Below are 18,565 nucleotides of genomic sequence, written 5' to 3' on the forward strand. Positions count from 1 at the left end.
AATACACTTTGCAAAAATCATGATTTTGTTCTAATATGCACACATTTACAAACTCTTATTTGATTGAATCTCCTTGGATTGCTTATGGCTGATACAATGCAACACTCTTCGCCTTGGTTGGTGTTTAAACAGACTTATCTGACAAAAAATGCCTTAATTATGCTGATGCTTGGGTTTTCGGCAGGATTGCCTTATTTTTTGGTGTTTTCAACGCTGAGTATGTGGCTTGTAGAAGCACAGATTGATAAAAGTAAAGTAACGATGTTCGCTTGGGCAGGTTTGGCGTACTCATTCAAATTCTTGTGGGCACCTTTAGTGGATAGCTTATCCATTCCGTTTTTGCACCGCTATTTGGGCAAGCGTCGCAGTTGGCTTTTAGTTGCACAGCTTATGATTATTCTGGCGGTTTGTCTAATGGCATTAACCAGTCCAAATGCTGATAGCATCACTTCACTTGAAATGATGGCACTATTTGCGGTACTACTTGCCTTTTCATCAGCTTCGCAGGACATCGTTATTGATGCGTATCGTATTGAGGTGGTGCCTAAGTCCATGCAAACAGCATTTTCGGCGTTGTATGTCTTTGGCTATCGTTTGGGACTGATCATCTCTGGGGCAGGGGCTTTGTATTTGGCGACTTATTTTGGCTCAACAGAAGAGATGTATCAGTACATTGCATGGAAGCAGACCTATTTTGTTATGGCATTGGTGATGGGTGTAGGTGTTCTAACAACTTTGAGTGCCAATGAGCCGCACACCCAAATATTAACGCCCATTAAACAAAAACTCAATGATAAAATTATGGGCTGGTATGCACTTGTGGCTCTTGTTCCGATGGGGTTGTACGGTCTTTGGTATCTATTAAACCAAATTTGTGAGCGTATCTTGCAAGTGGAGAATCATCCTTTTGTCATCTCTGAGGCGGTGGCAAATTTTGCCAGTATGTATGGGATTGCCATGCTCATTCCTGCACCGATTGCTTTGATTTTCTTGTTATTTAATCAGCCAAAAATGAAGTCGGTACTGACAAATCAGGCGGTGGTCAATAAACAAGATGCTAAAAACAACCTGCGTCTGGTGATGCTATTTGTCGTGTGTATGGTCGGTTTTATTTTTGCGTTTCGTATCTTTGGCGATGTCATCATTGGTGATGTCAAGCATTCTAATTTGGTGGGTTTTTTGCTTGAGAGTGTGCGTTTTATCATCAGTGTCTTGGTGGCTGCCATCGTTGCCCATGTATTGATTAAGATTAAATTGGTTCCTAAAGAAGTTGCTGCTAAAAATTGGATTGAGCCTATTTTGGAGTTTTTTGATACTTATGGAAAAAAAGCAGTACTGATTTTGGCATTGATTGGTTTGTATCGCATCTCGGACATTGTTGCGGGCAATATTGCCAATATCTTTTATCAAGATATGGGCTATACCAAAGTGCAGATTGCAGATGCCAGTAAACTTGTGGGCTTAACCATGAGTATTTTGGGTGGTTTTTTGGGTGGATTTATTGCTCAAAGAATGAAAATCATCGCCGCCATGATGGTTGGGGCTATCTTGGCTGCCGTTACCAATCTGCTGTTCATCGTTTTGTTTTATGAGCCGACAGCGGGTATGTTGTATGTTGCAGTTATCGCTGATAATCTGGCAGGTGGTCTGGCGAGTGCGGTATTTGTGGCGTTCTTATCGGTACTCACTTCCATTCGCTTTACGGCAGTGCAGTACGCTTTATTTTCGTCTTTGATGACCCTATCACCAAAAATTTTGGGTGGTTATTCAGGGAGTATTGTGGAAGCAACAAGTTATCCAACTTTCTTTTTGATTACCTGCTTGTTGGGTGTGCCTGTGCTATTTTTGGTATATCTGGTGGGTAAATACATTAAACTTGGTGATGAAAAATTTACCTTAAAAGATGAATCATAGACGGTATAAACTCAGTCATGACAACACTTAGTATTCATAAAATCAAGCAAATGTATAGACATGGCAGTCTGCCACGCCATTGGTGGCAGGGTTGGCTATGTTTTGTGCTTAACTGCCCTAGTAGTTGGTTGATTAGCCATGAAGAATACATACTAAAACCTAATGAACAAGCCAAGTTTGTAGCAGGCATGGCAAAGATGGCACAGGGCGTGCCACTTGCATATTTGACAGGCGATCAGGAATTTTTTGGTCGTTCATTTTGGGTTGATGAATCCACCTTAATACCTAGGGCTGATACAGAAAGGCTTGTTGAAGTGGTGCTTGAATGGATAGGTAACCAAACCTTTTGCAAGGCGGGTAATCTGTTGGATCTTGGTACAGGTACAGGCTGTATTGCCATTACACTTGCTAAAGCATTGCCCACTTGGCAGGTGTTGGCGTGTGATGTGTCAATGGCAGCTTTAAAGGTTGCACAAAATAACGCTCACCGCTTGGAGGCGAATAATTGTCGCTTTGTACATTCAGATTGGTTTGATGATGTATCGGGTAGTTTTAATGTGATTGTTTCTAATCCGCCTTATATCGCCAAAGATGATGAGCATTTAGCGCGGCTCACCCATGAACCCATGACTGCATTGGTTTCGGATAACGCAGGCATGGCGGATATCGCTCATATCGTTACAAAGGCAAGGGAATTTTTGACTTGTGGGGGCTTATTGGCGATAGAGCATGGCTATGACCAAGCATTGGCTACTCGCCAGTTATTCTTGGATTCTGGTTATCATGATGTTGCTGTTGTTTGTGATTATGGCGGTAACGACAGATTGACCGTTGGAGTATGGCGTGGTTGATGTTCAGATGAATCAAAATGAGATAGATGAGCAAGATGGCAATACAAGCCAATCATCAGACATGATCGATGTTTTAAGCGATGCTGAACTCATGAGATATTCTCGGCAAATTCTTTTAGATGATTGGGATTTGTCAGCTCAGCTTGAACTAAAAAAAAGCCATGTGTTAATTGTGGGCATGGGTGGTTTGGGGTGTCCCATCTCTCAGATTCTGGTGCGAGCAGGGGTGGGGTGCTTGCATTTGGTTGATTTTGATGTGATTGATGAGAGTAACTTGCAAAGGCAGACGCTCTTTACCACTGATGATGTTGGGCGGTCAAAAGTTGCTGTTGCCCACCAAAAACTTGCCAAACACAATGAATTGGTACGCATCGTCTCAACTGACATTCGCCTAACCAATGACAATATTGGTAGGGTATTTGATGAGTGTGCTGGCAGATTGCCCAACCTTGTGATTGACTGCACCGATAATTTTGCCATTCGTGATTTGCTTAACCAAGCTTGCCAAACTTATGGCGTGCCACTGCTGTCCAGCTCGGCAATCGGTGAGGTGGGTCAGTTGGCACTGTTTACCAACAAAACAGGCTGTTATCAGTGTCTGTTTGGTACAGATAAGGGTGATGAGATGACTTGTGCGACTTCTGGCGTGCTTGGCAGTACGGTATCTGTCATTGCGTCCATGGCATCGCAAGTGGCACTGGATTTTTTGGGTAGGCATCATAACCCCATTGAGCATCAACTTGTGCTGTGGCATGGTCGAGAATTTAGCCTAAAAAAAATACGCTTCACTCAAGATGAACATTGCACCATCTGTAATAAACAACTTGAAAAATCATCATAATTTTTTTAACCAACACAATCAACGCCATTATGCCTATAAAAACATCTCCGCTTGCCATCATCAAACAGTCTGCTAGCACAGGGCTAAATGTGCTTGGGCGTATTCAAAAAACAGCCAGTGTGGCAGGGCTGTCAGCACTGAGAGTTGCCAAAGGTGAAAAGATGGATGCAAATCTGCTAAAAGATGCCTTTGAGCAGATGGGCGTAACCTACATCAAACTTGGTCAATTTATCGCCAGTACGCCATCAATTTTTCCTAGAGAATATGTACTGGCTTTTCAAGATTGTCTTGATCAGACCACGCCTGTTCCATTGACTGAGATTTTGGCGATTTTGCGTGAAGAGCTTGGGACAACTTGTGATTTGGATGAAATATTTGAGTATATAGACCCCAATCCATTGGCATCGGCAAGCATTGCACAAGTGCATCGTGCAGTGCTTACTGATGGCAGGCAGGTGGCATTAAAGGTGCAAAAACCTAAAGTAGGTACGATTATTCATACCGATTTGACTGTGCTTCATGGTGGTTTTTGGGTTATTGAAAAGATGATGCCAGTCATGCGTACTGCCAATATCGCCCCAATTTTAGACGAGATACGCAAAAGAATGCTTATGGAGATAGATTTTATCGCTGAGAGTCGCCACATTGAGCGGTTTTTGGCGTTTTTATCTCGTACTGGCAATGCCAAAGTAACTGCTCCTACTGTACATCATCATCTAAGCACTAGGCGAGTTTTGACAATGGATTTACTGGTGGGTAAATCGCTTGTTGATGAGACGCTTGGACTTGCCAAAGATACCACAAAAGCCCAAAAGGTGATGAGCGATGTATTGGATACTTGGTTTTTATCCTTGATGACGACAGGGGAGTTTCATGCGGATTTACACGCAGGAAACTTAATGATGCTTGATGATGGTAGGATTGCCTTTTTGGATTTTGGCTTAGTTGGGCAAATTGAACCAAAGAGTTTGGAGGCTTGCTTTACTTTGGTACAAAACTTGCAAGCCAGTGATTATCATGGCATGGCACAGGCGATGGCACAGATTGGCATGACGCATCAAAAAGTTGATGTTACTAAACTGGGTGAAGATTTGCACAGAATGCTTGGCAAAGTCGGTCAGGATAATCAGCCAGAAGCACTCAATACCATGATGCTTGAGATGGCTGATATTGGCAAAAAACATGGCATTCATTTTCCGCAAGATTTTGCCTTGCTACTAAAGCAGCTGTTGTATTTTGACCGCTTTATGGTAACGCTTGCACCTGAAATGGAGCTGTTTGAAGGTGAACGGTTAAAAGTCATCAGTGCCAACTGACCAACTACTATTGACTGCAATGCCATCAATCAAGCGTTGATAAATGCTCTAGTAGGGTGATGCTTAGCTTATCGCTAAGCTCTTGGCGCAATCCAATATTATCTTCATAATACCCATCTAAGCTAGAGTAGTGCGGATAAGCACGAGCTTTTTTTAGTGAGGTTGGTAGCCCATGACTTTGCCATGGCAAGCTGCCACTTGGATTGTCCGTTACCACCGCATGCAGACTGGCATGACCACGATGACGCAAGGCGTGATGTAGATTTTGGGCTCGTGTGGCAAGTAGAGTTAAGGTTGCATCATCAATGGTTAAGGTCTGTATGCCCAATGCCTTATCACGAATGGCATTGGTATTGGGCAAAAGTCCACCAATAATACCACCTAATGCTGTACCAAGCCCTAGACTTGCCCCTAAAGTTGCCACATCGATACCCGCACCTACCACCATACCTGTAATGCTACCACCTGCGGTGCGAATACCATGGCGAGCTAATAGTTCGCCATCAAATATGTCCTGCTCACGACCTTGAATCTCAATATCGTGTTCATCAATAGCGGTGTTATAAAACTGATATAGGTGCAAAAGTTTTTCTTGCATGATATCTTCAGACTGACGCACAGCGTTTTGCATGGCATTTAGGGTGGGGGTGGGGTCTTGGCTTTCGTCAATTTTCTTACTAAAACTTGCGACATTTACCAAAAAATCAGCAATGATAAGAGAGCCTTCTTCTGCCATGTCTTGCCAAGATTCTTGGCGTTCTTGTTGTAGGGTGTTTAGACTGTCCTTTTCAACACTTAAAGTCGCTAAATTCTGCCAAAGTGCCATCTCGCCATCAAAATCAAATGCCACTGTATCAAAGGTATTGACCACATGTAGGGCACGCCGAGACAGCATGAGTCGCCATAGCTGCATATTGTCTTCATTATCTTTAATAAAGTTAAACACAGGCAGTACAGGTGTGCCACTGATTGCCAAAATGGCAAGTTCGTCTTTATATTTTGGTAGTACAGGCTCACGCGCATCAATCACATAGATGGCAATGTCAGCTTGAATCAGACTGCGAATGACTTTGGCTTCTTGGCTAAAATCATCGCCTAGGCGAGCATCACTCTCATCTGTTGCCGATAAAAATGCCAAGAGTCGTTCAATGCCATCATCTCGCCCATTGGTATAAGCCTGCACAAAGTCCATAACCCCTGAGGCATCTTCTAAACCAGGAGTGTCGTGTAGGGTTAGTAGTAGCTTGTTATGCTTACCAAAAATATGCACAGCTTCGACATGCTTGGTGGTGGCAGACTCATTCTTGACTTCGCCAAACTGAGCATCTCTAAGTAGTGTACGCATGAGCGAGGTTTTGCCGACATTGGTGTGTCCGATGACCGATAAGATGGGTGTTTTCATACTATGATGGGTGGTATTATCAATGAATTTGAATTTTATTGTAGCATTATTTGGATTGCTGATGGGTGGGGAATTTGTGAGTTTTTAAAAATTGGTGTGTTCATTGCGATGTTTTGGGCAATCTTGATGAGCTGTTTGAAAAAATTGTGCTTTTGGGAAATTATGCTAAAATGTGGTGGTTTATTTTGCCTTATTTGTCATGAATACAAAGAGATTAGCCATGAACCAAGCGATTGATTTAAACGATTTGCCTACGCCATACTATCTGATTGATGAACACGCAATTACCGACAATCTTGCCATCATTCAAAAACTATGCCAACTGTCAGGAGCAAAGGCATTGCTTGCGTTAAAGTGCTTTGCTACTTGGGGGGTGTTTGATGTCATGCGTCCTTATTTGCATGGCACAACATCATCATCGCTATTTGAAGTTCGTTTGGGGCATGAAGAGTTTGGTGGAGAGACGCATGCTTATAGTGTGGCGTATGCCCACGATGAGATAGATGAGGTGCTCAATCATGCTGACAAGATTATCTTTAATTCTATCAATCAGCTTAACGCCTTTAAAGAAAAAGCCTACAAAAAGGGCATTCCTGTAGGACTTAGATTAAATCCTAATACCAGTAATTCTGCGTTTTTGTTGGCAGACCCTGCTCGCCCGTTTAGCCGATTGGGGGAGCATGATGTAAGCAAGGTGCTTGCGGTGTGTGATGATATCAGTGGTGTCATGTTGCATTATAATTGTGAGAATGCTGACTTTGCAGCGTTTAGTCAGAGCTTAGATGATATTGAGATTAAGTTTGGGGCGATGTTATCTTGCCTTGATTGGGTAAGTTTGGGCGGCGGCATTCATTTTATTGCTAAAGATTATCCGCTTGAGGCGTTGGCACAGCGATTAAAAGACTTTGCGACAAAATATGGCGTGCAGGTTTATCTTGAGCCAGGCGAGGCGTGTGTTCATAATGGTGCACAACTGGTAACTCGAGTGCTTGATGTGATGGAAAATGGCAAAAAGCTGGCAGTAGTGGATGCTGCTACCGAAAGCCATATGCTTGATTTACTAATTTATGGTCAGCCAACCACTCTAACAAGCATCAATGGTCAATCGCTAAATCTATCTGCATCCGAGCATCAAAATAACACCATTATCTATGGTAAGACTTGCTTAGCAGGAGATATTTTTGGTGAATATGCCATTGATACGCCACTACAAGTGGGCGATAAAGTCGCATTTGGGAATGCAGCTGCCTATACGATGGTTAAGAAGAATTGGTTTAATGGCGTGGGTATGCCTGCCATCATCATTAGACGATTAGATGGCAGTATCATTCAGCAGCGACGCTTTGATTATAAGGATTATAAAAATAGTCTATCATGATATGAGTGATTTGTTGTGATGGCGTGGGGCAAACTTTATAAACGGATGCTTGGTGATTTGTCAATTTTGTGTATTTAACTTGTATGTTTGGCTCAAGGTTTTTTTGTGATTGATGGGAATTTAGGAGAAAATATATGAATAAACCCAATATTTTAATCATCGGTGCAGGTGGCGTAGCTCAGGTGGTTGCTCATAAAGTAGCTCAGTATCGTGAGTATTTTGGCACTCTTCATATTGCCAGTCGCACTGTAAATAAGTGCCAAGCCATCAGCGATAGTGTGCAACAAAAACAGCATATTTCCCTACAAATTCATACCATCAATGCTCTCAATGTTGATGAGTTAACTGATTTTATCCGTAGTATTGAGGCAGGTATTGTCATCAATGTTGGTTCGTCCTTTATTAATCAAAGTGTACTCAAAGCCTGTATCACCACAGGGGCAAGCTATCTAGATACCGCCATTCATGAAGAGCCAAATAAGGTTTGTGAAACACCGCCTTGGTATGAAAATTATGAATGGCGACATAAGGCGGCGTGTGAGCGAGCGGGCATAACTGCTATTTTGGGTGTGGGTTTTGACCCTGGTGTGGTTAATGCTTATGCTCGCATTGGTGTGGATTATTTTGATGAAGGGCAGATCACCGACATTGACATCATTGATATTAATGCAGGCAGTCATGGTAGATATTTTGCTACCAATTTTGACCCTGAAATCAACTTTCGAGAGTTTACAGGCGTGGTTTATACTTGGCAAAACTGTAAATGGCAGACCAATCAGATGTTTGAGGTGAAACGCACGGACGATTTGCCAGTTGTGGGTGAGCGTAGTAGCTATCTGTGTGGTCATGATGAGATTCATTCGCTACACAAGAATCTAGATGTACCTAATATTCGTTTTTGGATGGGGTTTGGCGATCATTATATCAATGTATTTACTGTTCTAAAAAATCTTGGGCTACTGTCAGAACAGCCAGTCATGACCGCAGAAGGGGTGGAAATTGTACCACTAAAAGTTGTCAAGGCGTTGTTACCAGACCCAAGTTCGCTTGCCAAAGACTATACAGGGCATACTTGCATTGGCAATAAAATGCGTGGCAAAAAAGACGGCGTCAAGCAAGAAATATTTATTTATAATATCGCCGATCATGCTAAATGTTATCAAGAAGTTGGTAGTCAGGCAATCTCATACACCGCAGGCGTGCCAGCAGTCGCAGCGGCGGTGCTGATTGCCAAAGGGGACTGGAGAGTAAATAAAATGGTTAATGTTGAAGAGCTTGATCCACGCCCATTCATCAACCTACTAAATGATATGGGATTGCCGACCCATATCCAAGATGAGAGCGGTCATCGCTTGTTGTCATTTGATATTTGAAGGTTGGTGAATGAACATAAAAAACCACTTCATCAGTCCAACTTTATGATAAAATGAAGCGACAGACTTGATTTATCTTAATATTATGCGTATTCGTAAACTCTTTAAATTTGAAAATGCTCATGTGGTGCGTAATTGCACCTCTGAGCGTTGCAGTCGTTCTATTCATGGGCATAGCTATCAAGTTGAGCTTATTCTTGAGGCACAGGCTTTTGATGATGGGCAAATGGTCTATGACTTTGGTCTATTAAAATCTCACATCAAAGAACTTATTGATAGCTTTGACCATGCCATCACTTTTTGGAATAAAGATGATCCAAGCTATATTCGTGCCTGCAAAGAACTATCGGCTCGTTGGGTATCTCTACCTGTTTCGCCCTCAGCAGAGCAGTTTAGTCGTGTGATTTTTTATTGGGCGGATAAAGTGTTAAAAAATACTGTCATGCAAAACAATGAACAAGATGTCAGTATTTATTCTGTCATTGTGCATGAAACTGCCACAGGCTATGCTCAGTGCTTTCGTGAAGACATTGACAATCTACGCATGGGTGCATTATCGCTTGATGACTTTGAGTTTAGTGAGCAAGTTCAGGCGGAGTGGAGCGATCCTAAGATGTTTGAAAAACTAAAACAAGAAGAGCGTTTTTTCAATCCACTACCCTTAAGACAGGTTAAAGTTTAATGAAAATTATTTTGGAAAATGAGAAGGATACCGAGCGTCTGGCGGTTGCCTTAGCCAAAATGAACCCTGTGGGTAGTCTGTGGTTGTCAGGTGATTTAGGGGCGGGCAAGACGACCTTTACTCGCTATCTTTTGCGTGCTTTAGGTCATACTGGTGCGGTAAAAAGCCCAACTTATACTTTAGTCGAATCCTATCGCATCAATCAAAAACCTGTCTATCATGCCGATCTTTATCGTCTAAATGACCCAGAAGAGCTTGATTTTATTGGGTTTTTTGAGTATTTTGAAGAGAAAGATTCGCTTGTCATCATCGAGTGGGCAAGTCGTGCCGAAAGTCTTTTACCAAAGCCTGACATACAGCTAAAAATCACAAGACAAGCCCATGATGCTCGATTGGTTGAGATTGTTGGTGTGGACTTATCTATTTAATGCCTTGCTTAACTGATTTGCCATGACTTTAAATTATAAAAATTTGCCTGATAACACTGTGTTATCGCTCATCGCACCCACTGCCAGTGGCAAGACGAACTTGGCTTGTCGGCTGTATGAGACAGGGAGATTTGAGCTTATCTCGGTTGATAGTGCTTTGATTTATCAGGACATGAACATAGGTACGGCAAAGCCATCTGATGGGGAGTTAGCCTGCTTTCCACATCATTTGGTCAACATCATCAAACCCACCAAGACTTACAATGTGGCAAGTTTTGTAGCGGATGTAGAGATGCTGATTACTCAAATTCACCAACAGGGCAGAATACCGCTACTCGTTGGTGGTACGATGATGTATTACATGGCACTTTTGGACGGATTGTCTGCCGTTCCTGATACTGATATTGCCACACGAAAAATGGTGATGGCATGGCTTGATGATAAAGGTGTTGGTGAGCTATACGAGTATTTACAAACACACGACCCAAAAATCTGCCAACGGCTTAAAGTTACCGATACTCAGCGTATTACCAGAGCGGTAGAGGTGTATTTACAAACAGGTGTGCCGATGAGTGTGTGGCAGCAGACCCCAAAAGTCGCTCTTTGCCACAATCCTAAGCAGCATTGGATTACCTGTTCAGTGGAGCCTGACAGAATGTGGCTACACGACCGTATTGCCAAGCGATTGGATATCATGTGGGAGATGGGGCTTGTTGATGAAGTTGTCTCGCTACTTAAAAAATACCCCGACTTGACTGCTGATATGCCGTCCATGCGATGTGTCGGCTATCGGCAGGTGATTGACTTTTTGGCGATATCAGGGCATGAGGTCATGCAGACCAATGAGTACTGGATGGGATTTTCATCACTCATGCAGGCACAATGGCATGATTTTGTTAAAAAAACACAAAAACAGCCTGTAAATCCCCTACAAATGGCTTGTCAAGACATGAAAAATAAGGCATTATATGCAACAAGACAGTTAGCGAAACGCCAATCTACTTGGCAGCGTAGCCTTGCTCGTCTTGAGGGTACTTCATCTTTGATTGTACCGTTTTTTAGCATACAAGAAGTACAAAATCAGTTATTATAATATTAAGCCTGTTTGGGCGGATATTTTTTGCATGAGTTTCTGTTATTTTGGAGAATTTCTATGTCAAAAGGGCAAAGTTTGCAAGACCCATTTTTGAATGCACTTCGTAAAGACCGCATTCCTGTCTCTATTTTTTTGGTTAATGGTATTAAATTACAAGGACAAATCGAATCATTTGACCAATATGTCGTTCTCTTAAAAAACACGGTCAGTCAAATGGTTTATAAGCACGCCATCTCAACCATTGTTCCAACCCGTAACCCTCGTACAGATAGCGTTGTGCCATCAGGTCCTCAGTCAGGCTATCCAAACGCCTCTATCGGTGTGATGTCATCAAGTAGCTATCAAACTAGCGTGGCATCAGGCAATGCGAGTACAGGCTTTGAACGCCAAACAGGTTTTGGTACTCGTCCTGTAGGAGGATTTACACGCACGCCACCATTGGATAACTTCGGCTCTCGTGGATTTGAGCGTGGTGGCTACCCACAGGGTAATGGCATGAATGCAGGCTTTGACCGTGCTGCCTTTGATGAGCGTGGCTTTGATGGCAAAAACTTTGAAAAAAAGCAAAGTCGTAGCATTGAGCGTGGCGGTTTTGATGACAAGGGTTTTAGTGCTAAAGGCTTTGATGAAAGAGGCTTTGATGCTAAATTTGGCCACAATAATGACGAAGGTTTTGATAACTGATCATTGATGGTAATTTTGTCGTTGGCATTTGTTCTATGGCTTAATTTTACTTAAATGAATGAAAGATTATCAAGATTTACTTGATTTTATACTCTCAAACCCTTATTTAAAAAGAGCGGTAAAACGCCGTTCTCTCACTTTTATCTAACAAAGGAAAATATATTATGGCATTTACATTACCAGAACTTGGCTATGCGTATGAAGCCCTAGAGCCACATTTTGACAAAGAGACCATGGAGATTCACCACAGCAAGCACCATCAAGCCTATGTAAACAATGCAAACGCAGCACTTGAAGGCACTGAGTGGGCAGATAGGTCAGCTGAAGAAGTGATTGCTAATCTAGATAAAATCCCTGCCGAGAAGCAAACAGCTGTTCGCAATAATGCTGGCGGTCATGCCAATCACAGCTTATTTTGGACCATCTTAAAAACTGGCACAGAGCTAAAAGGTTCACTTAAAGAAGCCATCGAGCGTGATTTTGGTTCTGTTGATGCTTTTAAAGAGCAATTTGAAAAAGCTGCACAAACTCGCTTTGGTTCTGGTTGGGCATGGCTAGTAAAGCAGGGCGATAAATTGGCAGTGGTCTCTACCGCCAATCAAGACAGCCCATTGATGGGCAAGGCAGTGGCAGGTTGTGAAGGTACTCCGATCATTGGTCTTGATGTCTGGGAACATGCCTACTACCTAAAATACCAAAACAAACGCCCAGACTACATTAAGGCGTTTTGGGATGTGGTAAACTGGGACGAAGCTCAAAAACGCTTTGATGCCTAATCATCACGCCTTTGATGGTCGTAATGACAACAAAAAAACAGCTATTTATGGCTGTTTTTTTGTTGATACATGACTGTAAATAAAGTCAAGCAGAGTTGTCGGTAAGTGGCGTTAGTAGGCGAGTGCGTTGTGGACTGATTTTTTTGATGAGATGGTCGCAAGCGGGTAAAATCTCATCGCACACCATGCCGGCAATAATCTCGCCACATAGTGGTGAAAAGGTAAAGCCCTTTGATCCCATGCCGTACATGGCATAGATGCGATCAGAAACTTTGCCAATAATGGGGTGGTAATCAGGTGTTTGGGCTCTAATACTGGCACGACCTTGTAGTTGCTGTGTGATGGCATTATTTCCTATGCCTAGTGTGCTTGCAATATTAGGTAGGCTTTGAGTGAGTTTATCAATGTTAAATTTATGTTCATCTGGCATGATGGCAGTATGCGTTTCATTGCGAACAAAACTGGCTCCCATCAAAAAACAGTTGTCGCCATCATCGGTGAATTTGGCACAATAGCCATCGTATTTGATGGGGTTTTTGGGTAGTTTGGCGAATGTATCCGTATTTACAGACAGCCATGATATCTGACCACGGATTTTTCGGGGGTTGAATAACTGCTCATGCAGCAAATGGCTTTCAAAGCCTGCTGAAATGACTACTTCGTCCGCTAAAAATGTCTGATCATTACCGTGTAGCACCACCTGTTTTTCATCGCAACTGATGTGCTTAATATCTGCTTGTTGCCAAGAAATAAGTGGCTCTGATAGCACCGCTTGGGCAAGTTTGGCAGGATTGATAAGACCTGCTTTTGGTATGAATGTATGAATTTTTTGATTAGGATAGATGGCGTCTATTTGATGAATCAAGTCATGCGGATAGGGGTTGATGAGTGCTTGTAGTTTGTCAACGCTTTTTTGGGTGGGTAGTAAAAAATCCACCACGCCCAATGGTTCATAAATGCCGTCTTTGGTATTTAAGCTTTGATAAAAACGCACCGCATACAAAAAAGAAATGGTGGATAGATGATGATTGGCTTGCTCAATTAAAGATAGCTTGGGGGCGAATAACGCTCTAGGATTACCAGATGCACCTGATATAGGGGAGATTTTATCATACAAGCTAACTTTAATGCCTCGTTTGCTCAAAGCCCATGCAGAACACAGTCCTGCAATGCCTGCACCGATAATAGCAATGTGCTTAGGGAATGTTGTCATTACTTTATCATTGCAATGCAATTTTCCTGTAATCATCTCTCGTTTTCGCCCAAATCCTTGCTTTTTTTGTACATCAAAACCTACTGCACTCAGACCACGGCGGACAAATCCTGCTGCTGTAAAGGTAGCGATGGTGGCATTGGGAGAAGAGAGCTTGCGGATAAGCCCAAACAGCTCATCAGACCATAAATCACTGTTTTTACTAGGAGCAAAGCCATCTAAGAACCAAGCATCAACTTTTGATGTATTGGGGTGTAATGTCTTTTGACAGCGGTATATGGCATGGAAGCTGTCCAATGCTTCGCCCAACCATAAATCCAACATGATGTCATTGGCGATATTCATGCGATGACACCCTGCAAGTGGCACAGGATAGCAATCAAGCAAACGGCTAACAAATACTGCAATGATGTCATCATGCAACCAACTACTAAGTGCCTTTTGTAAGTCGGCGTAGCTTAGGGGAAATTTTTCGGTGCTGATGAAATGTAGGCGTGCTTTTTTTGCCAGCCTGCCTTGGTGCTTGAGAGTTCGCCACAGTTTGCACAGGGCTAAAAAATTCAGCCCTGTACCAAAACCTGTCTCAGCAACAACAAAGATATGGTTGTCATTAAGCTGTGTCAATCGATGGGGCAAGTCGTTGCCTTCAATAAACACATAATGACTCTCATCGAGACCGCCTGCGTGCGAAAAATAGACATCATCAAACTTTTGTGATGTCGGTACAGTATTGCCAAGATGATCAAGTCGCCATTCAATCACGGCATTATTTATTTGGTTCATGATGACCGTGAATTAGATTAGATTTTTGGTAAGGCTTGGATAAATGGCTTAATATCCACATGGCTATATACACCGCCATGCAAATATGGTTCATCATTTGCCCATGCTCGTGCTTGTTCAATATCATCAAAATGGGCGATGATGATACTGCCACTCATGGCAGGCTCTCCATGATTGATGGGTGTTGGCCCTGCGATGACAAGGCGATTTTGAGCATCTAGGGTGTTTAGGCGTTCAAGATGGGCAGGGCGAATTTCGCTACGCTTGGCGGCACTGTCCGCTACATCATGACCGATAATGACAAATAAAGGCATAAAAATTCCCAGTATGAATTAAAAAGTAGACCAATAAAAAGACTGCCAATTTGATTGTTAGGTATCCAAAAATACCCACCAAAACCCAAAGCAACTGGCAATAAATCTCATAACAATGTATCACTTTAAGGTGTGGTGATTAATGTTGGGCGGAAGTTATTGAGTGTGAGTTGTTTTTAATGAGTTTTTGGTTATTAAAAACATTACTTTTTTGGTTGATTCTTGTCCAATATAAAATGCTTTCGTAATATCACAAACATACCCGCCATAAAACTCATCATCACGATGATGTCGCCAAAGGCAGTAAACTCACCCCAATACTCACCGTCCATAAATACAAAGGCAAAAAAGGCATGTAGTGTCGCCATCAAAGTAAATAATCCTGCCCATGCCAAGTTTAATTTTATCCATCCTTGTGCTGTTAGATCCAAAATTGGAGCAAAAAGTTTTTTGATAATGGGTTGTCTATTTTTATTAAATAACGGTGAAATGGCAAGACCAATGGCAAAAGCTAGGTTAATCAGCACTGCTTTTAATCGAATGTAGTAGTCATCACTCAAAGCAAGTGTTAGTCCACCAAAAACCACTGTCATGACCAGTACGAACCATTGCTGTTTTTCTAGGCGAAATTTTTGATTGATGAATAAATAGCCATATATCAATGCCGTTGCCAGCACCAAGCCTAATGTCCCAACCAGAATGTGATTATTATCCACGCCACCACTTATCCCAAAGATGGCAAGTAGGGGGTGGTTGGCATCTGCTTTATCGGTATTTTTGTAAAGCACATAAAAAATAATCAGCGGTAAAAAATCAAGCAAAGATTTCATGAGTACATTCAATAAAAAAAGATATAGTTTAAATGAAAAACCATAAAAATAAAACCCAAATTTTACTTTGGGCTTTATTTTTGATGGCTTTAGCTGCGTAAAGCCTGTTCTTCTGCTTTAACGGTTAGTGCTGGTTTTAAGGGCATGAGTGGGGCGACCAAAGCGACTTTTAGCACTTCGTCAATCGTCTCAACCGCTTGAATGGTTAAGCTTTCTTTGACATTATCAGGAATGTCGGCAAGGTCTGGCTCATTAGACTTAGGGATTAGTACATGTTTGATGCCACCACGATGAGCAGCAAGTAGTTTTTCCTTTAGTCCGCCAATTTTTAGCACTTTGCCACGCAATGTAACCTCACCTGTCATGGCGATATCCGCACGAATGGCAATGCCTGTAAAGGCGGATACTAAGGCAGTGGTGAGAGCGATACCTGCAGAAGGTCCGTCTTTAGGCGTCGCTCCTTCTGGCATATGCACATGAATATCAGTGTCTTTGAATTTTTCATAACTGATGCCAAAGCGTTCGCCACCTGCACGCACAACACTCATGGCAGCTCGGATAGATTCCTTCATGACATCGCCAAGCGACCCTGTAAAGACAAGTTCGCCTTTGCCCTGCATGGTGGCGGTTTCAATCGTCAGTAGTTCACCGCCCACAGATGTCCACGCAAGCCCTGTAATTCGTCCAACTTCTGGCTCTTTTTCTGCCAAGCCAAAGTCAAAAGGCTTAACGCCCAAATAGTCAGCAATGTTATCGTCCGTTACAGACAATGACTCAATTTTTGTGCCTTTTTTGGGTTTGATGCCATAAGTTTCCACCTGTGAACGCACCGCTTTACGGCTAATTTTATTGATTTCACGCTCCAAATTACGCACGCCTGCTTCACGAGTATAGTAACGGATAATGCTAAGAACGGCATCATTAGTAATATCAAGCTCATCTTTGCCAAGCCCATTTTGTTCTAGAGCTTTTGGTGTTAGATAATTTTGGGCGATGTTCATTTTTTCGTCTTCGGTGTAGCCTGGCAGACGAATCACTTCCATGCGGTCAAGTAAGGCTGGAGGTATATTCATGCTGTTGGCAGTGCAGATGAACATCACTTCTGACAAATCCAAATCTAGGTCAAGATAATGATCATTAAAGCTGTTATTTTGTGATGGGTCAAGCACTTCTAGTAGGGCGGACGCAGGGTCGCCACGATAATCTTGAGCCATTTTGTCAATCTCATCAAGCAAAAATAGCGGATTTTTAACTTCTACTTTTGCTAAAGATTGCACGATTTTTCCTGGCATCGCTCCAATATAGGTGCGTCTATGCCCACGAATTTCAGCTTCATCACGCACGCCACCTAATGCCATACGCACAAACTTGCGACCTGTAGAGCGAGCAATGCTCTCGCCCAAAGATGTCTTACCCACACCAGGAGGACCCACAAGGCATAGGATAGGACCACGCAATTTTTTGACACGAGACTGCACCGCTAGGTATTCTAAAATGCGATCTTTAACATCATCTAGCCCATAGTGGTCTTTATCTAGAATTTCTTTGGCTTTATTTAGATTAATAGAGACCTTGCTTGCCTTGTTCCATGGGGTATCTAGTATCCATTCAACATAGCCACGCACAACGCTTGCCTCAGATGAGCTTGAAGGCATTTGTTTTAGTTTTTTAAATTCGGTTTCGGCTTTTTTGCGAACATCATCGGGCAAATCAGCTTCTTTTAGGCGTTTTTCAAGCTCTCCATCTTCGTCATCAGCACCGTCATTTAAATCGGACAGTTCTGACTTAATTGCTTTCATTTTTTCATTTAAAAAATACTCACGCTGGTTGTTTTCCATTTGCTTACGCACTGTGTCTTGCAGTTCGTTTTCTAGTGTGCGTTCGGCTTTATTGTTGGTAAAAAATTCAGTCAAGGCCACATAGTACGACATCATGTCGTCGTCTTCTAGAATGCTTTGTTTGGCTTCTAGCTTCATGGATACTCGAGTGGCGATGAAATAAATCAGCTCAAGCAGATTGTCAATGCGACTGGCTACTCGGATAATCTCACGAGCGTTGCGTAACGATGCCTCAGCATAATCACTAAAAAGCTCAAGCAAGACTGCATGATGTGCCTCGTGTTCATCATCGGACAGGGGATTGTCAATCAAGGCTTCATGAAAAGTAGCCATCAATGCCTCATCAATTTCATCAATCTGGGCACGATACAAACCTTCAATAAGTACCTTTAGGCAGCCGTCATCATTATCATGTGGCATGGTGCTGATGATGCGACAGACAGTGCCGTGCTTGTGCAGGTTGTTAGTATCGATGTCTTCACTTAAGGAATCTTTTTGGGAGACAACCAAAATGTTGTCGCCAAAATCCTCTTGGGCGGTCTTGATGGCATGAATGGACTGTTCACGCCCCACAAAAAGGGCAATCTGCATATGTGGATAGACCACGACATCACGAACAGCAAGCAGGGGCAGGCTATTTGATTCAACTGAAAAATCTAGGGCTTCATCAGTCATGAAGTTCTCCTTTTTTGTTTATATTATTGTGTGGGCTATTTATGGTGGCAATATGACAAAAATGCAAGCAGAACCCATTTTTTTCTAAAAAAACTTGTCAGACAACTTGCTAAAGGCGGTTTTATTGGGTTTAAGATTGTCTTATTTGGTTAAGTTTTGCTGTCTATTGAC

At 42.4% G+C, this 18,565-nt stretch carries 16 protein-coding genes; 11 read left to right on the forward strand and 5 right to left on the reverse strand.

What is annotated here, in order from left to right; genetic code table 11:
• Window positions 1-84 precede the first annotated feature (84 nt).
• From LU276_RS04330 to LU276_RS04345, 4 genes are all read left to right on the forward strand, one after another.
• On the forward strand, window positions 85-1,914 hold the full coding sequence (locus tag LU276_RS04330; protein WP_284674413.1) for an AmpG family muropeptide MFS transporter: 1,830 nt from the start codon (window positions 85-87) through the stop codon (window positions 1,912-1,914).
• 17 nt (window positions 1,915-1,931) lie between these two features.
• Window positions 1,932-2,765, forward strand: a complete 834-nt coding sequence (gene prmC / locus LU276_RS04335) for a peptide chain release factor N(5)-glutamine methyltransferase (RefSeq protein WP_284674414.1) — start codon at window positions 1,932-1,934, stop codon at window positions 2,763-2,765.
• A gap of 61 nt (window positions 2,766-2,826) precedes the next feature.
• Window positions 2,827-3,606 (forward strand): HesA/MoeB/ThiF family protein, encoded by a 780-nt coding sequence (locus LU276_RS04340; protein WP_284674581.1) that lies wholly within the window; start codon window positions 2,827-2,829, stop codon window positions 3,604-3,606.
• 29 nt (window positions 3,607-3,635) lie between these two features.
• Window positions 3,636-4,922 carry an ABC1 kinase family protein gene (locus LU276_RS04345; RefSeq protein ID WP_284674415.1) on the forward strand — a complete coding sequence of 429 codons (1,287 nt, stop codon included), beginning with the start codon at window positions 3,636-3,638 and terminating at the stop codon, window positions 4,920-4,922.
• A gap of 25 nt (window positions 4,923-4,947) precedes the next feature.
• On the opposite strand, the gene LU276_RS04350 is transcribed toward LU276_RS04345, so the two are convergent.
• Window positions 4,948-6,324: a DUF3482 domain-containing protein gene (locus tag LU276_RS04350; RefSeq protein ID WP_284674416.1), complete on the reverse strand. Its 1,377-nt coding sequence runs from the start codon at window positions 6,322-6,324 to the stop codon at window positions 4,948-4,950.
• Window positions 6,325-6,523: 199 nt separating this feature from the next.
• Between LU276_RS04350 and LU276_RS04355 the strand changes: the two genes are divergently transcribed.
• The 7 genes from LU276_RS04355 (at window position 6,524) to sodA (ending at window position 12,741) form a co-directional block, all read left to right on the forward strand.
• On the forward strand, window positions 6,524-7,702 hold the full coding sequence (locus LU276_RS04355; RefSeq protein ID WP_373627345.1) for a carboxynorspermidine decarboxylase: 1,179 nt from the start codon (window positions 6,524-6,526) through the stop codon (window positions 7,700-7,702).
• Between the two features lie 134 nt (window positions 7,703-7,836).
• The gene (locus LU276_RS04360) at window positions 7,837-9,075 is read left to right on the forward strand and encodes a saccharopine dehydrogenase family protein (protein ID WP_284674418.1); all 1,239 of its coding nucleotides are present in this window, start codon (window positions 7,837-7,839) and stop codon (window positions 9,073-9,075) included.
• Between the two features lie 85 nt (window positions 9,076-9,160).
• A complete protein-coding gene (locus LU276_RS04365) occupies window positions 9,161-9,757 on the forward strand; it encodes a 6-pyruvoyl trahydropterin synthase family protein (RefSeq protein ID WP_284674419.1) in 597 nt (198 codons plus the stop codon).
• Window positions 9,757-10,185, forward strand: coding sequence for a tRNA (adenosine(37)-N6)-threonylcarbamoyltransferase complex ATPase subunit type 1 TsaE (tsaE, locus tag LU276_RS04370; RefSeq protein ID WP_284674420.1), 429 nt, complete (start codon window positions 9,757-9,759; stop codon window positions 10,183-10,185). The genes LU276_RS04365 and tsaE overlap by 1 nt, the downstream gene beginning before the upstream one ends.
• Window positions 10,186-10,207: 22 nt before the next feature.
• Window positions 10,208-11,278 (forward strand): tRNA (adenosine(37)-N6)-dimethylallyltransferase MiaA, encoded by a 1,071-nt coding sequence (miaA, locus tag LU276_RS04375; protein ID WP_284674421.1) that lies wholly within the window; start codon window positions 10,208-10,210, stop codon window positions 11,276-11,278.
• Between the two features lie 60 nt (window positions 11,279-11,338).
• Window positions 11,339-11,965 (forward strand): RNA chaperone Hfq, encoded by a 627-nt coding sequence (hfq, locus tag LU276_RS04380; protein ID WP_284674422.1) that lies wholly within the window; start codon window positions 11,339-11,341, stop codon window positions 11,963-11,965.
• 164 nt (window positions 11,966-12,129) lie between these two features.
• Window positions 12,130-12,741: a superoxide dismutase [Mn] gene (sodA, locus tag LU276_RS04385; protein ID WP_284674423.1), complete on the forward strand. Its 612-nt coding sequence runs from the start codon at window positions 12,130-12,132 to the stop codon at window positions 12,739-12,741.
• 85 nt (window positions 12,742-12,826) lie between these two features.
• Here the strand turns inward: sodA and mnmC1 are convergent, their stop codons facing one another.
• The 4 genes from mnmC1 to lon all read right to left on the reverse strand — a co-directional run bounded on the left by mnmC1 (window position 12,827) and on the right by lon (window position 18,394).
• A complete protein-coding gene (mnmC1, locus tag LU276_RS04390; protein WP_284674424.1) occupies window positions 12,827-14,737 on the reverse strand; it encodes an FAD-dependent 5-carboxymethylaminomethyl-2-thiouridine(34) oxidoreductase MnmC1 in 1,911 nt (636 codons plus the stop codon).
• A 17-nt stretch (window positions 14,738-14,754) separates the two neighbouring features.
• Entirely contained in the window at window positions 14,755-15,051 is a 297-nt protein-coding gene (locus LU276_RS04395; protein ID WP_284674425.1) for a YciI family protein, read from the reverse strand.
• 203 nt (window positions 15,052-15,254) lie between these two features.
• The gene (locus LU276_RS04400) at window positions 15,255-15,881 is read right to left on the reverse strand and encodes an inner membrane-spanning protein YciB (protein ID WP_284674426.1); all 627 of its coding nucleotides are present in this window, start codon (window positions 15,879-15,881) and stop codon (window positions 15,255-15,257) included.
• Window positions 15,882-15,970: 89 nt separating this feature from the next.
• Window positions 15,971-18,394: an endopeptidase La gene (lon, locus tag LU276_RS04405; RefSeq protein ID WP_284674427.1), complete on the reverse strand. Its 2,424-nt coding sequence runs from the start codon at window positions 18,392-18,394 to the stop codon at window positions 15,971-15,973.
• Window positions 18,395-18,565 lie beyond the last annotated feature (171 nt).

The organism is Moraxella haemolytica, assembly GCF_030177935.1.
Taxonomy (GTDB): Bacteria; Pseudomonadota; Gammaproteobacteria; order Pseudomonadales; family Moraxellaceae; genus Moraxella; species Moraxella haemolytica.